Annotated in this window: 16 protein-coding genes and 2 tRNA genes; 10 read left to right on the top strand and 8 right to left on the bottom strand. The window is 53.5% G+C overall.

Annotation, left to right across the window (positions count from 1 at the left end; genetic code table 11):
• Positions 1 to 80 precede the first annotated feature (80 nt).
• From ACMHXE_RS12300 to gloB, 3 genes are all read right to left on the bottom strand, one after another.
• Positions 81 to 1,631 (bottom strand): methyl-accepting chemotaxis protein, encoded by a 1,551-nt coding sequence (locus ACMHXE_RS12300; protein ID WP_101056894.1) that lies wholly within the window; start codon positions 1,629 to 1,631, stop codon positions 81 to 83.
• Positions 1,632 to 1,797: 166 nt separating this feature from the next.
• Positions 1,798 to 3,351 carry a LysM peptidoglycan-binding domain-containing protein gene (locus ACMHXE_RS12295; protein ID WP_240904962.1) on the bottom strand — a complete coding sequence of 518 codons (1,554 nt, stop codon included), beginning with the start codon at positions 3,349 to 3,351 and terminating at the stop codon, positions 1,798 to 1,800.
• 252 nt (positions 3,352 to 3,603) lie between these two features.
• On the bottom strand, positions 3,604 to 4,416 hold the full coding sequence (gloB, locus tag ACMHXE_RS12290) for a hydroxyacylglutathione hydrolase (protein ID WP_335921662.1): 813 nt from the start codon (positions 4,414 to 4,416) through the stop codon (positions 3,604 to 3,606).
• Between the two features lie 116 nt (positions 4,417 to 4,532).
• Between gloB and ACMHXE_RS12285 the strand changes: the two genes are divergently transcribed.
• Both ACMHXE_RS12285 and ACMHXE_RS12280 read left to right on the top strand, forming a co-directional pair.
• Positions 4,533 to 5,276: a class I SAM-dependent methyltransferase gene (locus ACMHXE_RS12285; RefSeq protein ID WP_101056891.1), complete on the top strand. Its 744-nt coding sequence runs from the start codon at positions 4,533 to 4,535 to the stop codon at positions 5,274 to 5,276.
• A gap of 5 nt (positions 5,277 to 5,281) precedes the next feature.
• Complete coding sequence (locus ACMHXE_RS12280; RefSeq protein ID WP_413732363.1) at positions 5,282 to 6,196, top strand: LysR substrate-binding domain-containing protein; 915 nt, start codon at positions 5,282 to 5,284, stop codon at positions 6,194 to 6,196.
• Here ACMHXE_RS12280 and rnhA read toward each other — a convergent pair.
• Positions 6,193 to 6,669, bottom strand: coding sequence for a ribonuclease HI (gene rnhA, locus ACMHXE_RS12275; RefSeq protein WP_100143809.1), 477 nt, complete (start codon positions 6,667 to 6,669; stop codon positions 6,193 to 6,195). The two genes, ACMHXE_RS12280 and rnhA, sit on opposite strands and share 4 nt — an antisense overlap.
• Positions 6,670 to 6,741: 72 nt before the next feature.
• Between rnhA and dnaQ the strand changes: the two genes are divergently transcribed.
• From dnaQ to ACMHXE_RS12255, 4 genes are all read left to right on the top strand, one after another.
• Entirely contained in the window at positions 6,742 to 7,488 is a 747-nt protein-coding gene (dnaQ, locus tag ACMHXE_RS12270; RefSeq protein WP_039033209.1) for a DNA polymerase III subunit epsilon, read from the top strand.
• 8 nt (positions 7,489 to 7,496) lie between these two features.
• Complete coding sequence (locus ACMHXE_RS12265; protein WP_165565119.1) at positions 7,497 to 8,816, top strand: TIGR03503 family protein; 1,320 nt, start codon at positions 7,497 to 7,499, stop codon at positions 8,814 to 8,816.
• A gap of 101 nt (positions 8,817 to 8,917) precedes the next feature.
• Positions 8,918 to 8,994, top strand: a tRNA-Asp gene (locus ACMHXE_RS12260).
• Between the two features lie 51 nt (positions 8,995 to 9,045).
• Positions 9,046 to 9,122, top strand: a tRNA-Asp gene (locus ACMHXE_RS12255).
• A 147-nt stretch (positions 9,123 to 9,269) separates the two neighbouring features.
• On the opposite strand, the gene emrD is transcribed toward ACMHXE_RS12255, so the two are convergent.
• Positions 9,270 to 10,490: a multidrug efflux MFS transporter EmrD gene (emrD, locus tag ACMHXE_RS12250; RefSeq protein WP_268249201.1), complete on the bottom strand. Its 1,221-nt coding sequence runs from the start codon at positions 10,488 to 10,490 to the stop codon at positions 9,270 to 9,272.
• Between the two features lie 566 nt (positions 10,491 to 11,056).
• On the opposite strand from emrD, the gene ACMHXE_RS12245 reads away from it, so the two are divergent.
• The 4 genes from ACMHXE_RS12245 to ACMHXE_RS12230 all read left to right on the top strand — a co-directional run bounded on the left by ACMHXE_RS12245 (position 11,057) and on the right by ACMHXE_RS12230 (position 17,829).
• Complete coding sequence (locus tag ACMHXE_RS12245) at positions 11,057 to 11,851, top strand: tRNA-uridine aminocarboxypropyltransferase (protein WP_101056673.1); 795 nt, start codon at positions 11,057 to 11,059, stop codon at positions 11,849 to 11,851.
• 102 nt (positions 11,852 to 11,953) lie between these two features.
• Complete coding sequence (locus ACMHXE_RS12240) at positions 11,954 to 13,237, top strand: efflux RND transporter periplasmic adaptor subunit (protein ID WP_335917477.1); 1,284 nt, start codon at positions 11,954 to 11,956, stop codon at positions 13,235 to 13,237.
• Complete coding sequence (locus tag ACMHXE_RS12235; RefSeq protein ID WP_413732359.1) at positions 13,238 to 16,378, top strand: efflux RND transporter permease subunit; 3,141 nt, start codon at positions 13,238 to 13,240, stop codon at positions 16,376 to 16,378.
• Entirely contained in the window at positions 16,375 to 17,829 is a 1,455-nt protein-coding gene (locus ACMHXE_RS12230; protein WP_413732357.1) for an efflux transporter outer membrane subunit, read from the top strand. The genes ACMHXE_RS12235 and ACMHXE_RS12230 overlap by 4 nt, the downstream gene beginning before the upstream one ends.
• 19 nt (positions 17,830 to 17,848) lie before the next feature.
• On the opposite strand, the gene ACMHXE_RS12225 is transcribed toward ACMHXE_RS12230, so the two are convergent.
• The 3 genes from ACMHXE_RS12225 to ACMHXE_RS12215 all read right to left on the bottom strand — a co-directional run bounded on the left by ACMHXE_RS12225 (position 17,849) and on the right by ACMHXE_RS12215 (position 21,573).
• Positions 17,849 to 18,544 carry a tRNA/rRNA methyltransferase gene (locus tag ACMHXE_RS12225; RefSeq protein WP_413732355.1) on the bottom strand — a complete coding sequence of 232 codons (696 nt, stop codon included), beginning with the start codon at positions 18,542 to 18,544 and terminating at the stop codon, positions 17,849 to 17,851.
• A gap of 136 nt (positions 18,545 to 18,680) precedes the next feature.
• A complete protein-coding gene (gene eco, locus ACMHXE_RS12220; RefSeq protein WP_413732353.1) occupies positions 18,681 to 19,226 on the bottom strand; it encodes a serine protease inhibitor ecotin in 546 nt (181 codons plus the stop codon).
• Positions 19,227 to 19,509: 283 nt separating this feature from the next.
• The gene (locus ACMHXE_RS12215) at positions 19,510 to 21,573 is read right to left on the bottom strand and encodes a PhoX family protein (protein ID WP_413732351.1); all 2,064 of its coding nucleotides are present in this window, start codon (positions 21,571 to 21,573) and stop codon (positions 19,510 to 19,512) included.
• Positions 21,574 to 21,651: the final 78 nt, after the last annotated feature.

The following is a 21,651-nucleotide window of genomic DNA, read 5'->3' as shown; positions in this document are numbered from 1 at the left end:
ATGCCATAGGTGAACACAGGTGTTTTTACACGCTTTGACAAATGGCGCCTACCTGGAAAAATATCGCCGTTGCTTTGTTGTCAGAACTGGGCGATGAGCTCTTTTTGACGTTCGCTTTGCCTGGTGAGCTCCTTTCCGTGATGGCTTGCGGCTTCACTGTTATCGGTTAAACAGCCAACGCCCTGTTGCAACTGTTCTGAATGGCGGTGTAACTGTTCTACCACACAGGCTTGCTGCTCGGTGGCAACGGCTATTTGCTGGCTATGGGCGGCAATTCGGCCCAGTGCACTGGTGGCTTCGTCCAACCGTTGCGCCAACTTTTGCTCCAGTTGCAGACTTTCTTTGGTCAGTTGCTGGCTGCGCTCCATCTCGGTCACTGTCTGGCGACTTTGCAGACTGAGCTCGGCAATAATTTGATGTATTTCACCGGCGGATTCAGAGGAGCGTTTGGCTAGGTTTCGCACCTCATCTGCCACTACGGCAAATCCGCGGCCGGCTTCACCGGCTCGGGCCGCTTCGATAGCCGCATTGAGCGCCAGCAGATTGGTTTGATCGGAAAGTTGCTCAATCACTTCCAACACAGTGTTTATACTACTGCAGCGTTTGTCCAATGCCAGCAACTGTGCTTCAACCTTCGCAAGCAGAGCGGTGACTTCGCTGTTGGCGGCGCGGCTGGCGACCAGAGCTTCTAGAGTGTGCCGGTTGCTTTGCTCAAGCTCAGTCACTTCGTTGGCCGTTTCGGCTGATGTATCAGCAATCTCGGTCACGGCTCCTCTGAGTTCGTTGATGGCATCACCTTGCTGTTTCAGGGCGCCGGTTTGCTGTGCCAGTTCGCGGTAGTTGGCATCGACGGCAGCCTGATGGGCACTCAAACTGTTATCGAGGATCTCACCACTGTCTTTTATTCGTCCTGTGATGGCGAATATCTCGGCCTGCTGCATTCTCAAACTCAATTCCAGTTCGGCGAGTTCATCTGTGCTGTTGCAGTAAATAGCCTGCATTAGTGGGTTATTCTGTACTCCGCGGCTGAATTGACTGACTTTATTTAACCTTTGTTTGAGCCTGAAAAGACTCCAGCCCATCAAAGTTGCCGCTGCGCTGACCGGTGCAAGTTGCCAGAGACCGCTTAGCCAGGGCAGGGGCACCAAGGATAGCAGTGATGCACCCCAACAGAGCGCCAGCTTTGCCGTTAGCCCTATTCGAAAGCGTGGCAGTATCGATTTCCCTTGATTGATAGCCTGATAGCAGGTCTCGGCTCTGGCAATCAGCTCAGGGCTAGCCTTGGTACGTACAGATTGATATTCAACTATTTTACCCTTGCGGCGAATCGGGGTGACGTAGGCGTTGACCCAGTAGTGACCGCCGTCCTTGCGGCGGTTTTTAACCAAGCCCATCCAGCTGTTGCCACTCTTGACCTGATGCCAGAGATCGGCAAACGCCTCCTTGGGCATATGAGGATGGCGCACTATGTTGTGACCATGCCCCAAGAGTTCCTCACGAGAAAAGCCGCAAAGATCAATAAACTCCTGATTGATATGGGTGATGCGCCCTTTGAGATCTGTGGTGGATAGAATGCGGGCATTTTCCGTCACAGGTGTTTCAATGTCGGTAATGGGCAAATCTCTGTTCATCGTGATTTTGTTTAGGCTGGATTAATTCAGCGGACGATTATCAACAAAGAGGAGTGTCAAATTTGTGACAGCGCACGAATGGATTATGATTGTAATATAATAACTTGCAAAAGTTTGAACGGGATCATAAGCGGCACCTTGGGTGCCGCTTGAGTAGGAGTTTTTATCAGGTCTTGACGCGGGTCACATCCACGAACAGGGTCAACATCTGTCCGGGTTGCAGGTACTTACTGGCCTTGAGCTGGTTCCATTCCAGCAGATCATCCACACTGACATTGAACTTGCTGGCGATTCGAGCCAGCGAATCACCGGAGCGAACCTTGTATTTCACTGTGCGCATTACGGCATTGGCACTCTGGGATTGCCCAGAGGCTTTAGTCCAGATGGTCAGCTGTTTGCCGGGACGCAGCGGCGTCTTGGCGGAGATCCCGTTCCATTTCACCAGTTCATTGACACTGACGCCGTTATCCTTGGCTATCTGCCACAGGGAGTCACCGGACTTGACCTGGTAGCTGCGTTTGCTCTTGCCGGACTTATTCTGACCCAGACGTTGCTCCTTGGAGAGCGGGTAGGCCGATGCATCCTTGAGGGCGACCGGGATCAACAGGTGCTTACCGGCGACAATATTGTTGCCACTGATGCCATTGACAGAACGAATAACATCGATACTGGTATGATGCTTCTTGGCTATCATGCCAAGAGAGTCACCCTTGCGGATCTTGTATCTGAGCCAGTTGAGGCGCTCGCTTGGTTCCGTACTGGCCAGGGCAATTTCAAACTCTTTCGCTTTGTCCAGCGGCAGTACCAGCTTGTGTGGCCCTTCCGGTGCAGTGGCCCAGCGATTAAAACCTGGGTTGAACTGTTGCAACTCATTGACCTCCATGCCGGCAAGACGCGCCGCCAGGGCCAAGTCTATCTGGCTACCGACATCGACAACTTCCAGTTTCTGCTCGTTGGCAATTGGTGTCAGGTTAATGCCGTATTTGTCGGCGTTTTTGATCACATCGGCCAGTGCCAGCAGTTGCGGCACATAACGCTCGGTTTCCTTGGGCAGCGACAGGGACCAGAAGTCTGTAGGTTGTCCCTTTTGACGGTTACGCTTGACCGCGTTCAACACCCGACCTTCGCCAGTGTTATATGCGGCAATGGCATAGAGCCAGTTCTCGCCCGTTTTTTCGTAAAGGTATTCCATCATATTCAGAGCGGCAGTGGTAGCTGCGGGAACGTCGCGGCGTCCGTCATACCACCAGTTGATCTCCAGGCCAAAATGCAACGCCATTGGCGAGGTAAACTGCCATAATCCTGAGGCGGCACCATGGGAGTAGGCGAAAGGATCGAAGGCACTTTCCACTATCGGCAGCAGTGCCAGCTCCATCGGCAGTTTGCGCTCTTCTATCTGCTCGACAATCAGATACATGAAGGGAGCGGCTCGCTCGGAGATCTGCTCCAGGTGTCTTGGATTATCTATGTACCATTGACGGTATTGGCGCACCAGCTTTTCATCGGGAACCGACATATTGAGTTGGTTGCGGATCCGCTGCCACACGTCAGTGACAACAACTTCCGGCTCGCTGATGACTTGTGGAGCCTGAGTAATGATCGGAGCCGGGGTGGCCTTAACCGGCGCTTCGGCAGTAGACTCCGGCGCTTGAGATAGCAGCTGACAGCCGCCAAGCAGGGATAGGCTCCCCGCCAATATAAAAAATCTGATTTGCTTCAAAAACAGCAATCCTCGAATGATGGCCTGAACAGACAGGCAAACGCACATCAAACGGAAACCCGGGATAGGCCTGGTCCCTTGGCCCGGGATAGTACCTTGGGTGGTATTTTTACCCTGGTTTGGTTTCCGTGGTGAAAAAGAAGCGTCGTCACTGAAAGCCAATATTGTCATTTAAAACAATTAGATAAATATATCTTGGCCGAACGTTGTCATAATAACGACACAAAAAAGCGGCTTATTGTAACCCGGTTTTCAGAAATTGTCTTTCCATTGCCTGAGAACTGCAAAGCGGCTCACGGGATCATTGCAGGGCTGACCGCTGTGGGATTCGAGCCTGCTCTGCAATGTGTTCTTTTGGCAGCGCATAAAGGGGTTGATGGCCTTTTCACGGCCAATAGTGGAGGGGAGTGTGGGTTGTTGCTGCTCACGCAGCGCTTCTGCGGTAAGCATGTAATCTGCAAGCGCTTGGTTGTCCGGCTCAACAGCTTTGGCAAAACGCAGATTGGCCAAAGTGTACTCATGGGTGCAATACACCTTGGTGCTGTCATCGAGGGCGGCAAACTGACCCAAAGAGTGGTACATCTGCTCGGCGCTGCCTTCAAACAGGCGGCCGCAGCCGGCGCAGAACAGGGTATCGCCGCAAAAGAGTGCATCGTCAATCAAATAAGCGATATGATCCAGCGTGTGCCCGGGAACCTTAAACACTCGGCACTCAAGAGCAAACTGGCCATTTCCTGGCTCAAGCCGATATCCGCCTTCCTCTGTTAGTGGCTGGGTAATGCCTTTGATGGCCGGATTGGCTGGCCCGTAAACCGGGAGCGAGTCGAAAGCTTCCTTCAAGGCCAGGATGCCGCCGGTATGGTCGCTGTGGTGGTGAGTTATCAGTACTCCGGCCAAAGTCAGGTCATTTTGTGCCAAAAATGCCAATACGGGCGCGGCATCACCCGGGTCTACCACCCAACAACTATCACCTTTGGGGGCGACTATGGCCCAGATATAGTTGTCATCGAAGGCAGCTATCGGCGTTATCTGAGGCCGGGCACGGGTGACATGGACGTTGGACATAAGCTCAAAGCTCCTTTAAGTCGGCGGGATCAGTTTCAATTTTACTGAGCCTCATACTTGCTTGTATAGGGGATTCGTTATTAAGCTGAGCCTAGAATGGCTTAACCGGAGTATCTATGCCTCTCTCGTCTGAGTCCAGACCCAGTTCCTGGGACAGTTTGCCTGCCGGTGAGACTATCAAACGTGAGCTGGAAAGCAAACTGACCTATTGGTGGCCCAGGGTGTTTGGTTATCATTTGTTGCGCCTGGGTGCCTTAAGCCGCGAACTCGAGATCAAAAATTGCCCGGTCGGGCATCAATTTTCCCTTTATCCAGATAAAGGTGCTTCGATAGTTGCCGATTTTGCCGAGCTGCCGCTGGCCCCGGCCAGCATAGATGCAGTAGTGATGAACCTGGTGCTGGAGTTTGAGGCGGATCCTTATCGGATTTTGCGTGAAGCCGACCGGGTGCTGGTCAGCGGCGGTTATCTTTTTATAGTAGGAATTAATCCATTCAGTTGCGCCTTTTTCGGCAAGCTGCTGCCCAGGTTTCAGCAGGCCTTACCCTGGAGTGGTCAGTTCTTTATGCCGGCCAGGGTCAAGGACTGGCTGGGGCTTTTAGGGTATCAGTTGGTGCACGATGAGCGGCTCTTGTATCACTCGCTGCTCAGCGAGGCGGCGCCCTTGAGGATATGGCATCATTGGCAGCAAAAATGGCTACCGGGTACCGGTTCGCTGTATCTGTTGGTGGCCCGCAAGCTGGATTCGCCTTTAACCCCTTTGGGGGATAAGCGCCGCCAGCGGATCCCTGGTTGGCAACCCACGCCAACGCCGGGATTCTCCGGCAGGCAATTGGAGCGCCACACTAAAGAAGAGCAATAATTTTAATGCGTATCACCCTGAAACAGCTGATGATTTTTGAAGCCGTAGCCCGTACAGGCCAGGTGGCCAAAGCGGCAGAGCGGATTAATCTTTCCGCGCCGGCTACCTCGATGGCACTGTCAGAGCTTGAAAAGCAACTCGATGCCCGTTTATTTGAGCGTATTGGCAACCGTTTGCAGCTTAACTCCCAAGGCAGCTTGCTGTTACCGCTGGCCAGCGATGTGCTGCAACGCATCGAGCGTATAGAGCAGGCTTTTACTCCGAGCAACCACGAGCTGGCCGGTATGTTGAATGTCAGTGCCAGTTCCACCATAGGCAATTTTCTGCTGGCCAAAGCAGCGGTTGCATTCAGCCAGCAGCACGTTCAGACCCAGGTGGATCTGGCGATAGACAATACCCGTAAGGTTATCCGTGATGTGGCCGAGTTTCGCGCCGAGTTAGGCTTCATTGAAGGTTATTGTCTCGATAGTCGAATCGTCGTGCTGCCCTGGCATCAGGACTGCCTCAAGGTGTTCTGCCATCCGGCGCACCCGTTGGCGGGACGTAAGGTCACGCCAAGTGAGCTCAAGGGGCTCTCCTGGGTATTGAGAGAAGAGGGCTCGGGTACCCGGGAGTACTTTGTCGATGCCGCCAACCGCTTGGACTTGCAGCCCGAGGCCCGTTTCTGCTTCCCAACTCCTGATGCCATCAAACAGGCGGTGAAGCAGGGCGCCGGGCTTGGGGTTTTGTCCGAACTGACATTGGATAAAGAGCTGGCCCGTAGAGAGCTGGCATTGGTGGAGGTGGAGGGGCTGGCGCTCGAACGGCCGTTTTACCTTATTCGCCACAAGAGCCACAGCCTGACGCCGTTGGCGCAGGCCTTTATCGACTTTTGCGGCAAATTTTTGAAACTCAAGACTGTCGCGGACAAAGGTGTTTAGAGACTGGCCTGATAACCCTGATCGACTGTGGCAGGGTTGGCCTCGGCGGCTTCTCTTGCCAGGGCGTCGCAACGCTCGTTCTCCGGGTGTCCGGCGTGGCCCTTGACCCAGCGCCAGTCTATCTGGTGTTGTTGCGTGGCCTTATCCAGCCGCTGCCAGAGATCGACATTTTTCACCGGCGTCTTGTTGGAAGTGACCCAGCCTTTTTTCTTCCAGCCGTGGATCCATTGGGTGATCCCCTGACGCATATATTGGCTATCGCTGGTCAGCACGATTTTGCAAGGTTCTTTCAGGCTTTCCAGCGCGATAATGGGGGCCAGCAGCTCCATGCGGTTGTTGGTTGTCAGGGCAAAGCCACCGGAGAGTTCTTTGGTATGTTGTTTATAGCGCATGACGACACCATAGCCGCCGGGTCCGGGGTTGCCCAGGCAAGAGCCATCGGTGTATATCTGGATCTGTTTCAGTTCGCTCATCAAGTTGTTACCATATCCGGCAAATGCGGGCGAGTATACCCGTAAATTCACTCAGGAAGCTGCAAAAAATAGATGAATATCATATCGAATGCCAGTCGGCAGATCATTCTGGATACCGAAACCACAGGTATGAACCAGGGCGCTGGCCCCGTCTATCAAGGCCACAGGATCATTGAAATCGGCTGTGTGGAAGTGATTAACCGCCGCCTGACCGGCCGCACTTTCCATCAATACATTAATCCGGGGCAACCCATTGATGAAGAAGCGATCGCGGTTCACGGTATTACCAATGAGAGAGTGGCCAACGAACCCAGATTCCATGAAATTGCCGCCGACTTTATCGCTTTTATTCAAGGGGCTGAGATTGTGGCTCACAACGCCTCGTTTGACGTGAGCTTTATGGATCATGAGTTTTCCATGACCAACCCCAGGGGACCGGTGACGGCGGATATTTGCCAGATCCTTGACTCCTTGGCCATCGCCAAGTTTTTGCACCCAGGGCAAAAGAACAATCTGGACGCCCTGTGTAAGCGCTACCATATAGACAACTCCCGCCGTGAATATCACGGCGCTTTGCTCGATGCCGAGATCCTCGCCGACGTATATCTGGCGATGACAGGTGGCCAGACCAAGTTCAACCTCTCCAGCGATCAAGCCGGTCAGGAAGCCGGTGGCATCATGCGTCTCGATACCAATCGCGCAAAACTTAAAGTGATCGCCGCATCGGCCGATGAACTGAATATGCATGAGCAAAGGCTCGATTTAGTCGCAAAATCAGGCAAGTGCCTCTGGCGTGACGAGCCACAACCTATGGATTGAAGCAAATAATGGGATTGAGATCAGTGCTGGGCCTCATAGTGTGCCTGCTGCTTGGCCTTGGGGGGGCGATAGCTGCCGAGATAGTCCCCAAGGAACAGGCCTCTGAGCTTAAAAACCGTTTTCGGGTCGACCATATGGTCGACAGAATCGTACTGCTGGTGCAGCGAGAATATGGCTCCGCCCCTGTGGTGGTGGTCTTGCCCGATGGCAGTAAATGGTATGCCTCGCGCCACCCGGAGAATGTCAAATGGACCGATGGGGTTACAGGCGACATGATTTCGGTTGAAAACCCTGTGCCGGGGCCTTGGCAGCTCATTGGTAAAGTGGTGCCCGGCTCGCAAATTACCCGGGTTTCCGAGCTGGGGATTGAGGTGGATGAGCTGCCTCAGCCTCTTTATCAAGGCGAACGGCTTAAATTGACAGCCCATCTCACCGGTGACTCGCTGAGAATGCGGCTGCCTGGGCTTGAATATTTATTGAGATGGACCGCGCGTTTTGCCTCATCCCATCAACCAGGTGATGAAAACTTTGCTGCCGGCACCCTGATTGTCGGCAGTTATCAGGATAACGGTGAAGCGCTGGATGAAAGGCCAGATGACGGCACTTTCACTGCAAACATTAACCTCAACCAGCCCTGGGGGAATTACACCCTGCAGGTCAATGTGCAAAACGATGTGTTTGAACGTGAGTTTAAACAGGTATTTAGATTGGAGCCTACTCCCGTGGACATCAAGGTGCTGGAGCCGGACGACCCTTTGACTCAGCCATGGGGCCTGTCGCTGAGTGCCAACCCTGATATTCTGCGCCTTGAGGAAACCTATTTTGATCTAGAACTCTTGGGACCGGCTGGGTTGCAATTGCCTTTTACCGTGCGTCAGCCCAAGGAAGGTACCACACAGCTTGTGTTGCCCCAGGTGAGTGATTTTGGCAGTTACCGTATCAAGGGCACTGTATTCAGCACAGACAAGCAGGGAAGGGAGCTGGTATTGAGTTTGCCGGAGCGTTTCTTCAATTTCGTCGAGCCTCCCAAGCCGCCACCGAGCGCCGAAGAGATGGCCGCCAGGGCTGCAGCAATAGCAGCCAAAGAAGAGGCGGCTGCCAAACAAAGTGCCCTTTACCTGATAATAGGCGGTAACGTCTTGCTGCTGCTGTTTGGGATCGGCGCCATTCTATTTTGGCGCAAGCGCCAAAGTTTGAAACAGGCCTTGGCTGCGGCTGAGGCCCAAATGCTGGTTCAGCAACAGCCCACTCCCGAGGTTAATACGTTACAGGAAATCGATTTGACGCTGCCGGATGAGGATGAGCAAAAATCAAACAGAACACTTTGATTATTAGTGGTTTGCTGATTTTTTGGCTGGTTGAGAGCCGATTAAAGAAAAAGTTGTTGACGCTGGCATAGGCTCTACGTATTATTCCCGGCAACTTGAGTGGAGCGGTAGTTCAGTTGGTTAGAATACCGGCCTGTCACGCCGGGGGTCGCGGGTTCGAGTCCCGTCCGCTCCGCCAATCAAGTCAGCCAGTTAAAACTTTATTGCCCAGGCGATAAAGTAAAATATTGGAGCGGTAGTTCAGTTGGTTAGAATACCGGCCTGTCACGCCGGGGGTCGCGGGTTCGAGTCCCGTCCGCTCCGCCAAACATAGAAGCCCAAGCTTATAAATAGCTTGGGCTTTTTTGTTGTCGCCTTTTAACATTTTTCATCAAACTCTTAGTGAGCCAGAGCTGCTTCTTGTTGTTGAACGCATTACAACAAGACGGATAGCCCGCCTTGTTGTGGCCGTGTTTAGAGTGGATCTCCAGCTGTATGTACATCAATATCCGGATGGGTTCTGGCATAGTTAAGTGCCAACACCACCAGCACCACCATGGAAGAAGTTAAAAGCCCTATGCTGAGTTGCCCCATCATGGGCACCAGCGACATCAACATGGCCGCGAGACCGGCGGCAAAGTTCTGCAGGCCGCCGAGCAGGGCGCCGGCAACCCCGGCTTGGCGCGGGAAGGGCTCGAGCGCAGCCGATGTCAGTGCCGGAAACAGTATGCCGGCTCCGGTAAAGAAGAGCACAGAGCCAATCAGTAGGCACCAGCCTATCACCAGAGTTGACAGGCCGGGCAGCAGTAAAAATAACGCCCCGGCGCCCAGCAGAGCTACGCCGTGGTGAAACAGTTTATGCAGTGAGGCCTGCCTGCCGGCATACCAGGCGCCCAAAAGATAACCCGGAATAGGCGCCACGAAATAGCAACTGACCATCATGGGGCTCATGGCCAGCACCTGACCATAGAGAATACCTGCGATGGCCTCAAAGGCGGCAATCCCGGCGAAGGTAGCCACCAAAGACAGCAGATAACCGCGAAAGGCTCTGTGTTTGAGCACCAAGGCATAAGACTTGAGCACAGATTGCGGCTGGCGTTTTTCTTTGGGCAGGGATTCCTTGAATTTCAGCGCCAGGGTGATTACCACGCAGACACCGAAAAATGCCAGGAACCAATACACGGCATGCCAGCCATAATGCATACTCAACACCCCGCCAATAAAAGGAGCCAGCAGCGGTGAGAACACCACGGCCATGGACACATAACTGTTGAAGCGCACCAGTTTGTCACCGAAGAAGAAATCTCTTGGAATAGAACGGCAAAGGGCGCCGGCACTGGCGGTGCCGCAGCCTTGAATGGCACTGGCAAGCAACAAGGTGTTAAAGCTCTCGGCGCAGGCGGCAATGATAGCGCCAACGACGAACAGACTGAGACCGATAAGCAGCAGTGGCTTGCGGCCGAATCTGTCCGATACCGGGCCATAAACAAATTGCAGCAGGCCATAGGCCAACAGATAAGTGCCCATAATCGCCTGCAACTGACCGGCGCCGACACTAAATTGCTCACCCATCATAGGCAGAGCCGGTACAAAAATGGTTTGGGCTATCTGGCCGCAGGCGACCATCATCACCAGCATGATTAACAGGGGGCTCAAGGATACGCCGGAAACATTCTCATCAGGTACCACAGTCAATACTCCACAACCTTGATACAGAACTAAAAGATCGTTTGGGAAGATACGCAAAGACGGGTGCCGGATAAGGAAGCGCATCTTCCTGCTCGGGGTCTCCCCGAGACGGGCGCTATCATACTCGGCAATTTTGCAATTTCAATGACAGAAGTCGCTGTTAAACAAGAAAAAACTAGAATTATTGATAACTTTTTATCTGGCACAACAGTATGTAATTAATAGTTTACACTTGTTGGGTTGATTCTTGGGCAAGGCCAACAACAAGTCACCTCTGCGCCCCCTGTTTTCCCCGGCTTTATTGGTTTTGAAGTCAGCAGTTGAATATTGGTTTGGAATAATAAGTTTACATTCTGCTTTGGCAAATTAATTTTTGGAACTCAGCACTGTTATTCGTGTTATCGGCAAGCGGCAAGTGTTCCATCCTGGAAAGAGTGAGGTTAAAGCGCTTGCTGCAACCAGGATGCGGCAGTAAACTGCGCCGGCCATTGGGTTCGGCTGTCACAGCCTTAACACCGCACCTAATCCCGTGGCACAAACTAGCTATTAAGTCATTGTTATTCGGAAAATTCATGTCAATTCAATCTCACGCGGTTCACCGCTTGTATGAATACCGTCAGTCGTTGTCGACCAAGCCTTATGCATCAAGGGGTAAGAATCTTATTCGCTGCGGTCGCTGTCTGTTGGAGCAAAGCTTTTGTACCTGTGAGCACAGGCGCCTGTTGCCTTCCAAGGCGGCATTTGCTCTGGTTATGTATGATGCCGAGGTATTGAAACCCAGCAACAGTGGGCGTTTGATAGCAGATCTCATTCCGGATACCCATGCCTTTCTCTGGTCGCGAACTCAGCCGGACCCTCAACTCTTGGCCTTGTTGGAAAACCCGGATTATCAGCCTTATTTGGTGTTCCCCGGGGAATATGCCTTACCCGGGCAAGAGGTGGTGACTGAGGCTTTGAGTGAGGTGCTCGCTAATCAGGGAGAGCCAGAGCAAGCCAAGCGGCCGCTGTTTATTTTGCTCGACGGCAGTTGGCGTGAGGCGGTGAAGATGTTCCGCAAGAGTAGTTATTTGCATCAATTACCTATGCTGTCATTCAGCGCCGAAACCTTGGCTCGCTATCAGCTCAGAAAGGGTAGTCGCGACTTTCAGATGGGCACCGCCGAAGTGGCGATATTAACTCTGCAGTCTTTAGGAGAAGAAGGCTGCGCCGACGCTTTGGATACCTGGTTTAAGCTCTTTATCAGCAGCAGTCTGGCAACCCGCAGTCGCTTGGTAAAACACAAGCCAGAACAAATTCAATTACTCAAACAGCAGTTTGCCCGCCAGGTCACCGATTTGTATTCTGAACAGATAACTTATCATCCCTAACCAGGGATGATAATTGACAAGTAGCTTCAAGCACTTACACTGGGAAATAAAACAACCTGGCGCCAAACGCCGGGTTGTTGAGCCATCAGGACCGCCCATTGAATGTTGGAAGCTGCCATGTCCTTTGTTGTTACTGCACTAAAACCCGTGTTTGCCCGCAAGGGTTGTTTTAATCACTCGACTGTCCCACTTTTTGTCTTGCCACTGCTTATTGTCAGTGGCTTTTTGTTGCTCGGCTGTGAACCTGAACCCGTGGCCATCACTCCCAAATTGGTGGTGGTGGAAGAGGTCGAGCAGGCGACTGTGCCTGTTTACGGTAATTATGTCGGTATCACCAAAGCTTCATTGGATGTGGAGGTCAGGGCCCGAGTCGACGGCTTTGTCGAGGAGCGACTCTTTACCGAGGGCAGTGCGGTCAATGCCGGCGATATCTTATACAAGATAGATAACAAGCCCTATAACGCTGTGGTTAACCGACTCAAGGCCAATGTCGAGTCGCAGCAGGCGATATTGGAAAAGGCGCAGCGGGATGTGAAGCGTCTGAAACCTCTCTATGAACAGGATGCCGCCAGTCAGTTGGATTATGACAATGCGCTGTCGGCGTTGGCTCAGGCCAAGTCGGCCTTGGCCGCCGGTCATGCTGAGCTGGAAGAAGCGCTGCTGGAGCTTAGTTACACTGAGATAAAGGCACCGATCGCAGGTTTAGTCAGCCGCTCCGAGGTGGATATCGGCGCCTTGGTCGGTAGCCAGGGGCAATCCTTGCTGACACGGGTGAAGCAGGTGAATCCCATCTATGTCAATTTCAATATGTCGGCGCTGGATTACCTCAATGCCAGACGTCGTATGACCAGTTATAACCAGCAACAGGAAGCAGAAACCGAAGGCAAGGCGGTAGAGGGGTTTGTACGTATCACTTTGCCGGACAACAGTGAATATCGCTATCTGGGTAACGTCAGTTTCACCGACCCCCAGGTTAATTCCAGCACAGGTACTTTCGAGGTGAGGGCGGTTTTGCCCAATCCGGACAAAGAGTTGCTGCCGGGTCAGTACACCAATGTCAGAATCAAACTCAGTGAGATAGACAATGCCATAGTGATCCCGCAGCGTTCGACCCAGGTTGATCAGGGCGGCGTGTATGTGATGGTGGTGATGCCGGACAATAAGGTAGAACGGCGCTTTATTGTGATTGAGCATCAGGGGCCGGAGGGTGTGGTGGTCAAGAGTGGTCTCAACGCCGGTGAGCGTGTGATAGTCGAAGGCATGCATCGTGTGCGTCATGGCCAACTGGCTGAGCCGCTGGATGCCAAAGAGTATCAAAAGCGTCTCGACGAGCAGGAAAAGAAAGAGGCGCTGGAGCAGCAATCAAAAGAACAGGAGCGTAACTAGATGGCTCAGTTCTTTATCGGCCGACCTGTATTCTCGGCTGTTATTAGTATTGTTATTGTGCTCTTGGGCTTGATCGCCATGTTCCAGCTGCCGGTGGATCAATATCCCTATATCACGCCGCCGCAGGTGAGTATCTCGGCTTCCTATCCGGGAGCAGCCTCCACAACCGCCGCCGAGTCCGTGGCAACACCGCTGGAACAGGAGGTCAATGGTGTGCCCAATATGATCTATATGAGCTCCAAGAGCACCAATTCCGGCGGCACCAATGTCACCATTACCTTTGATGTAGGCACAAGCCCGGATCTGGCGGCAGTGGATGTGCAGAATGCTACGCAGCAGGCTCTGGGTAATTTGCCAATCAATGTGCAAACCGAAGGTGTTTCTGTCTCCAAGGATTCCTCGGTGGAACTGCTCAAGCTGGCATTGACCTCCAAAGATCCCCGTTTCGATGAAATTTACCTCTCCAACTACGCCTCCATTAATATCGAATCGGCACTGAGACGGATCCCAGGCGTTGGTCGTACCCGGAACACCGGCTCCCGCAGTTATGCCATGCGGGTGTGGCTGCGTCCGGATGCCATGGCGGGACATAGCCTGACCACGACAGATGTTACTGACGCCATCAAGGCACAAAACAAGGAAACCCCGGCCGGTACTGTGGGTACCCAGCCCAATAGTGATGCCTTGAGCCAGACCTTACCGATAACCGCCAGTGGGCGTTTGTCCAGTGTCAGGGAATTTGAAGAGATCATAGTTCGCGCCAATTCGGATGGATCCATCATTCGCCTGCGCGATATTGCTAGGGTGGAGCTCGGCTCCTCGGCTTATACCTTGCAATCCCAACTCAATGGCCAGAATGCCACCATCTTGCAGGTGTATCTGTTGCCCGGAGCCAACGCGCTTGAGGTGACCCGTAAGGTCAAGGAAACCATGGCTGAGCTGGCGACCAAGTTTCCCAGCGGTATGGAATGGCAGGTGTTTTACGATGCTTCTGTGTTTATTGAAGAATCCATCGATGAGGTGGTGCAAACCCTGATCGAAGCCCTGGTGTTGGTGGTACTGGTGGTATACCTGTTCTTGCAGAATTGGCGGGCGACTCTGATCCCGGCGATTGCGGTACCTGTCTCCCTGATTGGGACATTGGCCGCTATGTTGGCCTTCGGTTTTACCATCAATACCGTCAGCCTGCTGGCACTGGTTTTGGCCATTGGGATTGTGGTCGACGATGCGATTGTGGTGGTGGAAAACGTCGAGCGACTTATCAATGAAAAGGGTATGAGCCCGATGGCGGCCACCCGCAGCGCCATGAAAGAGTTATCCGGTGCCTTGATAGCAACCAGTTTAGTGCTGTGCGCCGTGTTTGTACCTGTGTCTTTTCTTGCCGGGATCACCGGCATTATGTACCGCGAATTTGCCGTCGCCATTGCCGTGGCGGTGCTGCTCTCCACTGTGGTGGCATTGACCCTGAGTCCGGCACTTTGCGCCTTGCTGCTGCGCCCGGGCGATGCGGCCAACAGCGGTTTTTTCTTCTGGCTCAACAACCGCCTCTCCAAATTGACCGACAAATATGTGTCCCTGGTAGGCTTAGCCAACAAGCATGCGCGGCGCAGTTACCTGGTGTTTGGCGCCATGGTGGTGGCGGTTTGGTACATCATGAGCCATTTGCCATCGAGCTTTATGCCGGATGAGGATCAGGGCCGTTTCTTCATCGATATGACGCTGCCGGCCGGAGCGACGGTCAACCGCACCCAAGAGGTGCTCAAGATTGCCGAGCGCCATGTGCTGGCTCATCCTGCTGTCGCCTGGTCTTTTACCCTGGCGGGGGAAAACCGCCGCTCTGGGTCGAATCAGGCCAATGGCCAGTTTGAAGTGATCCTCAAACCCTGGGCCGAGCGAGAACAAAATCAAGCCACTGTGCAGAAGGTGATGAAAGAGCTTAAATATCAGCTCAACCAAGTGTTGCAGGCCGAGTTCAACCTCTACCTGCCATCGGCCGTGCCCGGTCTGGGTAACGGCTCCGGGGTGGAGATGGTGTTGCAGGATACTTCGGGAACCAACTTCAAGGGGTTGATGGAAACCAGTAACGAGTTGGTGGAGCTGCTCAAGCAGCAACCTGAGATTGCGACAGCGGCCATGTCGCTGCAGGGTTCTATTCCACAGCTGTACCTCTCGGTCAATGAAGCCAAGGCGATGGCTATCGGGGTAGATGTGGCCAATCTCTACAGCACTATTAAGACCTTTACCGATTCGGCCACGGTCAATGATTTTAATCTGTTTGGCCGGGTGTATCGGGTCAGGGTACAGGCCGAAGACAGTTATCGTCAGTTTCCCCAGCAGATTAAAGATTACTATGTCCGGTCATCCAATGGTGCCATGGTGCCCATCGGAGTTCTGGCCGACTATGAATATACTGTGGGGCCGGCGGCTGTGACCCATTACAACCTGTTCTCCAGTGCGTCCATCAATGTCACTCCGGCGCCCGGATATGCGACCGGCGATGTGATAAAAGCTATCGACAGGGTGGCCAAGCCCATGTTGCCGCCCGAGTTCAAGTATGAATGGACCGGGCTCACTTTCCAGGAAGTGCGCTCGGCCAACCAGACCAGTATCGCCATTACGCTGGCCTTGGTGTTCGTGTTCCTGTTTTTGGCGGCGCTGTACGAGAGTTGGACCATTCCTGTGGCCGTGCTGCTTATTGCGCCCATCGCCATGCTGGGAGCCTCGTTGGCGACACTGCTCAGTGGTATGCAGAGCAATCTCTTCTTCCAGGTCGCCTTTATTGCGCTTATCGGGATGGCAGCTAAAAACTCGATTTTGATTGTCGAGTTCGCCAATCAACTGCACCGAGAGGGCCGTTCACGGCTTGAGGCTGCAATGGAAGCCGCCGCGATGCGCTTCAGGCCGATTTTGATGACCTCCATGGCCTTTATTCTCGGTGTCTTGCCACTGGTGTTATCGGCCGGACCCGGCTCAGTCAGTCGCCACTCGGTATCTATTCCTATCCTCGGCGGCATGGTGCTGGCCACCAGCATAGGGATTGTACTGGTGCCATTGTTCTTTGTGACCACAGCCGCTTGGGTACGCGCCAAGGTTAAGGGTGACTCGGGAAGGCAAAAGCCGGCAACGGAGGAAGGCTTATGATGACCGGAGTATTAGCCATGAGCCAAGAGAAGCCGAACAAGAGCCTTGTCAGCTGCAAACGCACTAGACCGGCGCTAGTCGCTTTGATACTTTCCTCGGGCCTTTGGGGCTGCACTCTGGGGCCGGATTATCAGCGCCCCGAGCTCAACATGCCGACGCAGTTTGATAAGGCGCTGCCGCAAGTAGAGTCCAATGAAGCCGTTGCAGATGAGTGGCAGGCGTTTTTCCTCAATCCCGAGCTGCAGATACTTATTCGTCAGGCGCTGAATAACAATATCAACCTGGCGATGATGCAGAGTAGACTGCGAGCCGCCAGAGCCGAAGGGCGGGTGGTTGACGCGGCCCTGTGGCCCGAACTTGGATTGGAGTTTGAAGCCGAACGGTCACTCAGCAGCGCCATTACCAATAAAGATCCCAGTGCCGAGACAGATGTTAATTTCAATGGGGTCGCTTCATGGGAGCTGGATGTTTGGGGCGCCAACCGCCGGGCCAGTGAGGCGGCACTGGCCAATACTCTGTCGCAGGCAGAGCTGCTTGAGGCGTCCAAAATCAGCCTTATCAGTGATATCGCTACTGCCTTTTACGAGCTGACCGATATAGAGCAAAGACTTAAGATCTCCCGGGAAACGGCCGAGATCCGCGCCAAGGAACTGCAACTGGCTAAACTCAGGCGAGCCAACGGGATGATCTCGGGTCTTGATGTACGCCAGGCGGAAGTGGAATATCAAACCGCCATGGTGACCTTGCCTCAGCTCGAATATGACAGCAAGGCCAAGCGCAATCAGCTGCTTATCTTACTGGGGGCTTACGATCACCCCTTGCCAGAGCTTCCTAAATTGGTGAGCCGTGAATTTCCCGAATCTCTGGCGGTTGGAGTGCCATCACAGTTACTGTCGCGCCGCCCGGATGTTCGCGCCAGCGAGCTGGCTTTGGTAGCCGCCACGGCGGAGGTCGGGGTGGCCAAGAGTGCGTTTTTCCCCGGGTTTACCATTACCGCCGAATATGGCCGCGGATCCGATAGCCTGGATAACCTTTTCAGCTCCAAGGGACTCACCTGGTCGCTGCTCGGTGGGATCACGGCGCCAATTTTCAATGCCGGCAAGATAAGCGCCGAATATGAGATAGCCAACGAGGCGCAGCTGCAGGCCATGCTTGCTTATCGCAGCACGGTATTGAACGCCTATATGGAAGTGCGCAATGCGATGAATGATTATCAGAGAACGCAGCAGGCTCTGATAGAGCAGCAACGCTTGCTCGATGCTTCCTCTGAATACGTACGCCTGGCGCGGCTCAGATACAAGAACGGTGTCGCCACTTCGCTTGACTTGATGGATGCTCAGCGCCAACGCTTCAGCGCCGAGCTTTCGTTGAGCGAGTCAAAACGCGATAAGTTGCTGGCTATGATAGCCCTCTACCGCGCCCTGCGTGGCGGCGCGCCGGTGAAGAGTTAACCCAGGGAACACAGTAACCTCAGTCGAGTTTCTTGAGGATATCGCCCAGCAGTTGGTGGGCCATTTTGGCGTCTCTGTCACTTAAGCGAGATAGGCTTTCATTTAACCACAGGCTTAACTTGGCATCATCGGCGGCATCGACTCTTTCCAGCAGAGTGGCGGCTTTTTGTTTGAGGGCGCTGAGTTGCGGTAACGGCGATTGAGCATCTTTCAGCCCCAGGTTGCCATCGGCACAAGCCAAAGCTTGACCCAGAGCGTAGGAATAGACCATTACGGCTTGCGCCAGATTGAGGGAAGGGTATTCGGTAGCCAGTGGTACGTAGCTGAGCAAGTCACAAATCGCCAAGTCGGCGTTACTCAAACCGCTGGCCTCACAGCCAAAGACGATGGCTACGTGTTGCACCTGTTCCTGCTGGTTACTCAGTTGCTCGCCGAGTTCTGCCGGGCTTAAATAGTGTCTTGGGCTGCCGCGCTCTCTTGCCGTGGTGGCCACCATAAGCTCAAACTCTTCTCTGAGCTCCTCCAGGCTGGCCACTTCACGGATGTTGGCCAGTATGTCCTCGGCGCCGCAGGCGACCCAGGCCGCTTCCTCTTCCCGGTGAGCTTGCGAATTCACCACAATGAGTTCACTGAACCCTTGGGTTTTGATGGCGCGGGCTGCGGCGCCAACATTGGCGGCGCGAGCAGGGGAGACGAGTACAAAGCTGAGTTTCATCCGAAAAAAGGCTCTAAAGGAAAACTGCAGCGATTATAAGGTTCTGCAATCGAGAATAAAGCAAAAAAGCTGTAACCGGCCGGGAAAAGGTCTGTTGCAGCTTTATTGGTTCAGTCAGAGGGGGTAAGTCGCTGTGTTACTTGGAATAGTTGAACACAGTGTCGGCCCGCCACACCCGGTAGCGCAGCTCGGCATCTTTAGGCAGATAGATAACCATAGGCAACTTGCTGTTATATCTCAGCTTGTATTCACCCGGAATGCGAACAAACTCCTCATGCTTGGCCTTATCGAAACAGGCCATCATGGTCGAGCGCCCCGGACCAATTTCATCCAGCTCCCAATAGGTGTAACCCCAACCTTTGAGATCCAGCTGCTTTAGCTCGCCCATCAGGCCGTGCTTGTTGCAGTCAACCATCTGGGTTTGGCCCACCTGAATTTCAACCATGTAGTCGTCTTCGTTTTCCAATTGGGGCAGGGTCAGTATGTGTTGCACCATGCCTTCTTTGGGAGCGGGGAACATCTTGCTGCTATCCTGCGGCTGATAGCTGTTGGCATCAAATTGGTTTGCAGTAATCATGTTCTGATTGTATCCCTGTGGATGCGGCGGGCTGACTGCCAAAACCTGGGCAGATAACAAAGCGGAAGCGATAAGTGCCAGTTTCAGTTTGCCGGACTTAAGCATAGGTTTTCTCCTTATGGGCCCGCTATGGGCTGAAATCAACTATTGGATTGGCGCTATGTATGATTGCGCTTTGTAGAGTTAAACGGCCAGCGGCTGAGAAAGGGTTATTTATTTTCAAAAAATCATAAATAATTTTGTATTGCCATACAAATCAAAATAGTACCCGAGCTAAATTCAGGTAATTGAGAGCTAAAACGCCCGCCAGGTGTAGCCTGGCGGGCGTCGTCAGTTTAGGCCGGTTAGTGTGAACCGGCTGTACGTTTTATTTAACGCAGCTATTTATTTAAATGCCAACTTCACCACCATCGACTTTGCGCAGCACCACGGTCGCTGCTCTTGGGCGAATGCTGGTGCCGATCGGTGTTTCCTCGGCGGCATTGGCAGAGACCGGCCAATTCCCCGGGTGCTGGATATTGGCAAACACCGAAGTGTAGTCCGGCGAGATAGCAAAGCCTGTGACTTCACAGCCATTGGGACCGACGAAGAAGCGCTTCAGCTCGGTTTGATTGTCGGCGGTAACTGTCAGAGGCTTGCCGTCGCCATCGATCATCTTGGATGGCACTATTGCCAGCATCTGGTCGTTGGTGTGCTCAGTCACCTCTTTGGCGCCATTATCTGTCTGGATCCACAGAATACCGCGGGCATCGAACGCCAGGCCATCCGGGCTGGCCAGCTGGTTAAGCTCAGTCAGACCGGAGAGGTTGGTGGCATCGTCACCGTCGGCCGGAGAACCGAACAGGAAGATATCCCAGCTAAACTCGGTATCACTGGCACCTTCATCCCAGCGGATGATATGGCCAAAGTTGTTTTTAAGCCTTGGGTTGGCGGCGTTGGCTTCTGTCCGCTTGGAGTTGTTGGTCAGGGTTAGATAGACACTGCCGGTGAAAGGATCCACCACACACCACTCGGGTCTGTCCATTGGTGTCGCGCCAACCAAATCGGCAGCACCTGCGGTGTTGATGATGATATCTGCCTGGCTGGCAAAAGTATCGGCCAGGGTCTTACCGTCCTTTGTCATGGCATCAAGGGTCAGCGGCAACCATTCACCTAGACCACCTTCGTTGAACTTGGCCACATAAAGGGTTCCTTCATCCATGTATTTGGCGCCGGTTGCCAGGCGGTTACTGCTGTCGGCATCCTTGGGATCCCAAAGCGCCGCCGAAACAAACTTGTACATATATTCGAAGCGCGAGTCATGGCCCGAATAGAATACCAGTGGTTCGCCTTCAGTCAGCTTGCCAAAAGCGCAGCCTTCGTGACGGAAACGCCCAAGCGCTGTGCGTTTGACCGCGCGGGAATTAGGGTTGTAAGGGTCGACTTCGACGATATAACCATAGCCGTTGTCTTCATTGCGATAGTCGTATATTGCATCGCTGGCCTTGGGGGTGACATCGAAACGGGCAAATTCGTCCAGGCGCTCTTCGGCATGACCGGCCAGATCGGCCCAGCCATAGCGGGTAGAACTACTGCTGACACCGATACGGCGTTGTGCTTGGGTCATCTCACCCTTATTGACGAAGTAGCCGGGCCAGTTCTCTTCACAGGTGAGGTAAGTTCCCCAAGGGGTATAACCGTTACCACAGTTGTTCAAGGTGCCGCGGGTCTGGCTGCCATCGGGCGAGAAGGCGGTTACGACTTTGTCTGTGTAGGCTACCGGGCCGCTGAAATCCATGGTGGAAGCACCGGTGAAGCGGCGATTATGCTTGTCATCCTTGACTACTTCCCAGTTGCCGCCGTTAAGTTTGATACGCACTACAGTCATGCCGTGAGCATTAATCTCTTTACGAACTTCATCGACCAGGGTTCTCAAGCCAGTATCGGCATCCACAGTTGGGCCGTTGGGGTGCAGGGCATCTGGCTCAATGTATTCATGGTTGATACACAAGAGGCCATCGGTTCCGGCCTCATTGAGCGGAAAGAAATGCATGCCGTCGTGGTTTTGACCCACAGAGTTAGCCTGATCCTGGGCGGTATTACTGCCGTCAGCCTGCCATTCGCCGGCTTTACTGTTCAGCGGAGTCCCCCAGGGTGCCAGGACCTGAGCGCGGTAACCCTCAGGGATAACCACTGCATCAAGGCGAGAACCTGCTACCGACTCAAAACCGAGTGTGACGTTGGATTGGCTGGGCGGAACCTGAGTCGGGGGGACAGGATCCGGTGTGCTAGAGGCGTTATTGTCGTCGGAACCACAGCCGGCAAGGCCGAAGCCGCCAAATGCAGTCAAGGCACTGACGCCCAAGCCACTTTTTACAAAGTTACGACGGGAAAGGTGCTTATCCAGTACCTGGGCAAAAGGTTCGTTCTGACTCTTGTTATAACGCGTCGGATCGAAAGTCGCCTTGCTCATAAGATTTCACTCCGTGATCTTCTATTTCATTATAGGAATTGCAAATGCGACGCAAAGACTAATGACGGCATATGACAG

The sequence above is a fragment of the Shewanella sp. BJSY2023SW007 genome (assembly GCF_047314525.1).
Classification (GTDB): Bacteria; Pseudomonadota; Gammaproteobacteria; order Enterobacterales; family Shewanellaceae; genus Shewanella; species Shewanella chilikensis.
The sequence above is the reverse complement of the archived record's forward strand: the minus strand, read 5'-3'. Positions and strand labels throughout refer to the sequence as shown.

Coding starts and splice junctions, on each gene's coding strand:
- ACMHXE_RS12300 (WP_101056894.1), bottom strand. CDS start 1,631: ATGAACAGAGATTTGCCCATTACCGACATTGAAACACCTGTGACGGAA.
- gloB (WP_335921662.1), bottom strand. CDS start 4,416: ATGTCCAACGTCCATGTCACCCGTGCCCGGCCTCAGATAACGCCGATA.
- ACMHXE_RS12285 (WP_101056891.1), top strand. CDS start 4,533: ATGCCTCTCTCGTCTGAGTCCAGACCCAGTTCCTGGGACAGTTTGCCT.
- ACMHXE_RS12280 (WP_413732363.1), top strand. CDS start 5,282: ATGCGTATCACCCTGAAACAGCTGATGATTTTTGAAGCCGTAGCCCGT.
- rnhA (WP_100143809.1), bottom strand. CDS start 6,669: ATGAGCGAACTGAAACAGATCCAGATATACACCGATGGCTCTTGCCTG.
- dnaQ (WP_039033209.1), top strand. CDS start 6,742: ATGAATATCATATCGAATGCCAGTCGGCAGATCATTCTGGATACCGAA.
- ACMHXE_RS12265 (WP_165565119.1), top strand. CDS start 7,497: ATGGGATTGAGATCAGTGCTGGGCCTCATAGTGTGCCTGCTGCTTGGC.
- ACMHXE_RS12245 (WP_101056673.1), top strand. CDS start 11,057: ATGTCAATTCAATCTCACGCGGTTCACCGCTTGTATGAATACCGTCAG.
- ACMHXE_RS12240 (WP_335917477.1), top strand. CDS start 11,954: ATGTTGGAAGCTGCCATGTCCTTTGTTGTTACTGCACTAAAACCCGTG.
- ACMHXE_RS12235 (WP_413732359.1), top strand. CDS start 13,238: ATGGCTCAGTTCTTTATCGGCCGACCTGTATTCTCGGCTGTTATTAGT.
- ACMHXE_RS12230 (WP_413732357.1), top strand. CDS start 16,375: ATGATGACCGGAGTATTAGCCATGAGCCAAGAGAAGCCGAACAAGAGC.
- ACMHXE_RS12225 (WP_413732355.1), bottom strand. CDS start 18,544: ATGAAACTCAGCTTTGTACTCGTCTCCCCTGCTCGCGCCGCCAATGTT.
- eco (WP_413732353.1), bottom strand. CDS start 19,226: ATGCTTAAGTCCGGCAAACTGAAACTGGCACTTATCGCTTCCGCTTTG.
- ACMHXE_RS12215 (WP_413732351.1), bottom strand. CDS start 21,573: ATGAGCAAGGCGACTTTCGATCCGACGCGTTATAACAAGAGTCAGAAC.